Genomic DNA, 3,103 nt, shown 5'->3' on the forward strand with positions numbered 1-3,103 from the left:
GCCATGTCGCGTGCGAATGGCGCGCAACAGGTTGCAGAAGAATCGAAGAGGGTTTCGGAACAAGCGCTTAGCGAAGTTACCAAAACGGGTGAAGCGGTTACAGCAGTAACGACAACGGCTAATCGTGCAAAAGATACAGCGGATACAGCCAAGGGATTAGCCGAAGAAGCCAAGGGTGCCTCTGAAGCCGCCAAGCAAATGGCAGAAGAGGCGAAGGCAGGATTTGATAGAGCTACAGGGGAAATAAGTAGTACGAAAGGTTCATTGGCTACGGCATTGCAAAGTTTTGTAGAGGTCAAGCAGGCAAGTGAGAACGCCGTCCATGTCTCGACAGAAGCAAAGAGATTAGCCGATGAATCGAAATCCATTGCTGAACGTGCAGAATAAACAGCGAGAGATGCTTCCCAAACAGCAACAGAGACGACGCAAGTAGCCGCAACAGCGGTAGCAACGTGTCATGAAGTTAAGACAGTAGCGACACAAGCAAGTATGAAGGCAGATGGAGCCAAACAGACAGCCGCTGATGCGAAGGATATTGCCGAAGAAGCAAAAGGTTTATCGGAACGGGCGACATCTTCTGTTAGAGAACTTACAAAAACAGCGTCTCAAGTACAAACGGCAGTAGAGAAGGCATTAACGGAGTCAAGAGAATCCAAACAGATAGCAGAGTCATCTAAGACACTCTCAGAAGAAGCCAAACAACTTGCAACAGAAGCCCAAAATGCCTCTACCAATGCGCTTACAGAAGCGAATGCAGCGAAGGATAAAGCATCTACAGCGCTTACCTTAGTCAATGATGTCAAGAATATTTCTGAAGAAGTGAAAGGTATTGCAGAAACGGCATTATCGACCGCTACCACAGCTAAACAGGCTGGTGATGAGATCGGGCAAAAAGCTTTAGAAGCGTTAACGAAGTCGAGTGAAGCTAAGAGTTTAGCGGAAACAGCTCATAGCACAGCAGTAAGTTCACAGCAGACAGCCGCTGATGCAAAAGCTAAAGCCGAAAGTGTAGAGACAGTTGCGAATACAGCGAAGAGCACAGCAGAAGAAGCCAAGAATGTAGCGGATAGAGCAACAGAGAAAGTAGAGCAAGCTGTAAGAGAGGCTAGCGATGCGAAATCTAAAGCGGAAAGTTTAAAGACTGTTGCGACTGAAGCGAAATCCACGAGTGAACAAGCAAGTCAAACAGCCTCTAATGCTAAAAGTTTATCAGAAGAAGCAAAGGTTAAAGCAGAAAGTGTAGAGAGAGTTGCGAATGAAGCAAATCAAACAGCGACTTCTTCGAAGAGCGTATCAGAAGAAGCAAAAGAAGAGGCAAGTAATGCCAAAGCGATAGCCTTAGAAGCGAAAAGTGCAGCGGATACAGCAACAGCGACGGCTCATCAAGCCCAACAGAGTGCAGAGGAGGCTACAAAATTAGCTTCTGAAGCGAAAGCGGTAGCAGAGTCTGCGGCGCGTTCAGGAGAGACGGCAGGGCAGGTTGATGCAGAAGCGTTGAAGGGTATAGCTACAGCAGCAAAGAGTAAAGCGGAAGCAGCAGAGAAGGTAGCAGAAGAAACGAAAGGTGCTTTGGATGGTCTAAAACAATTAGCCAATAGTGCGAAGTCGACAGCGGACGAGGCAAAGAAGGTAGCTGATGGTGCACAAAAGAAGGCATCACAGGTAGAGACAGTAGCGGGTGAAGCTGAAAAGATAGCGAAAGAAGCCAAACAGACAGCTGGTTATGCTAACCATGAGGCGGCACAAGCGCGCAGTGAGGTAGAAAAGGCAAAAAGTACAGCTCATGAAGGATGGAGTAATGCCAATAAAGCTCAGGAAGTAGCAGGTGACGCTAAGACTATAGCAAGTTTAGCGCGTACGTACGCAGATGAAGCCAAGAAGATAGCGGAAAATTCAGGCAACACAGCTCATCAAGGGTGGAGTACAGCTAACAACGCGAAGGAAGTGGCAGATAACGCTAAGACTATAGCAAGATTAGCAGAAATGGCAGGCGAAGAAGCCAAGAAAATAGCGGAGAAAGCCGATGACCGAGCGTATGAAGCCAAGAATGAAGTAGAAAAAGCCAAGGAAATAGCGAGTAATGCAAAATATATAGCAGAACAAGCGCAGAGGGCAGCCGAAACAGCGGGTAAAAAAGCAGCGTCTTTGGAAGAAGAAGCGGAAGAGGCACAAAAAATAGCCAAGGAAGCCAAGGAGTCTGCTGGTTATGCAAGACATGATGCGACGCAAGCGCGCAATCAGGCAGAAAATGCAGAGAAAATAGCCTCGTCTGCGAGGAGTAGGGTTATCGATATCAACCAAGTGGTTGAGAATTTTAAAGCCCCCGTAAGTTTAGCGCGGATGTACTCAGAAGAAGCCAAGAAAAAAGCCGAGTCGGCAGATTCACAAGCCTATCAAGCCAAGAGCGAAGCCGAAAAAGCCAAGGAAGTAGCCGATAGAGCGAAAAGGACAGCAGAAGAAGCCAAAAAAACAGCCGATACGACGAAACAAGAGCTTGGAGGGATCAAGAGTTCCCTAGCAACGGCAACAACAGCCCATACAGTAGCTTCACAGACAAAAGTGTTAGCGGAAGAGGTAAACAATTTACTGAAACAGTCCAATTTAACGGTTCTTTCAATTTCCACACCGTTTCTTGTAGCGACAGGCAAAGCGCAATTAACCGTGAAAAAAGGAACACGCATAACTTTGGCATTAGGCAATGATACTTTGGTTGCAAGTTATACGGTAGATACAAGAATAAGCGTTCCTTCTCTTTCGGCGGGGAAGGATTATTATGTTTATTTGGTTTCTGATGGAGGACAGTCTCATAAATTTGTTTTATCAGAAAACTCTACGTATCCAAGGGATTACACAGTGAGTAATTCGCGAAAGATAGGAGGGTTTCATACACTCTGTGCGGATGTTGGTACGATTTCCGGTCACCCATTGTCTGGTTATAGGGCAGGGGATATTTTACCCAATTCAGTTTGGTGTCTCAATCACCGCCCGCATAGTTCACCAGAAGGTATGGTTTATGATCCTTTGCAAGATCTTTGGGTTGATATTTATCTTCAATCAGGGACGGGTGAAAATACGAAATCAATGTATCGTACCAATATAACAA

The 3,103-nt window shown here is 46.2% G+C and carries 1 protein-coding gene and 1 pseudogene; both read left to right on the forward strand.

The window, feature by feature from the left end; translation table 11 throughout:
• Positions 1-387 (forward strand): annotated as a pseudogene (locus ACFINI_RS09570) (hypothetical protein); the annotation flags it as partial.
• A 102-nt stretch (positions 388-489) separates the two neighbouring features.
• Positions 490-3,103, forward strand: a 2,614-nt coding sequence (locus tag ACFINI_RS09575; RefSeq protein ID WP_375648008.1) for an alanine-zipper protein, incomplete at its 3' end; no start/stop codon positions are given.

This window comes from Bartonella sp. AA56HLJMS (assembly GCF_042197145.1).
Lineage (GTDB): Bacteria > Pseudomonadota > Alphaproteobacteria > Rhizobiales > Rhizobiaceae > Bartonella.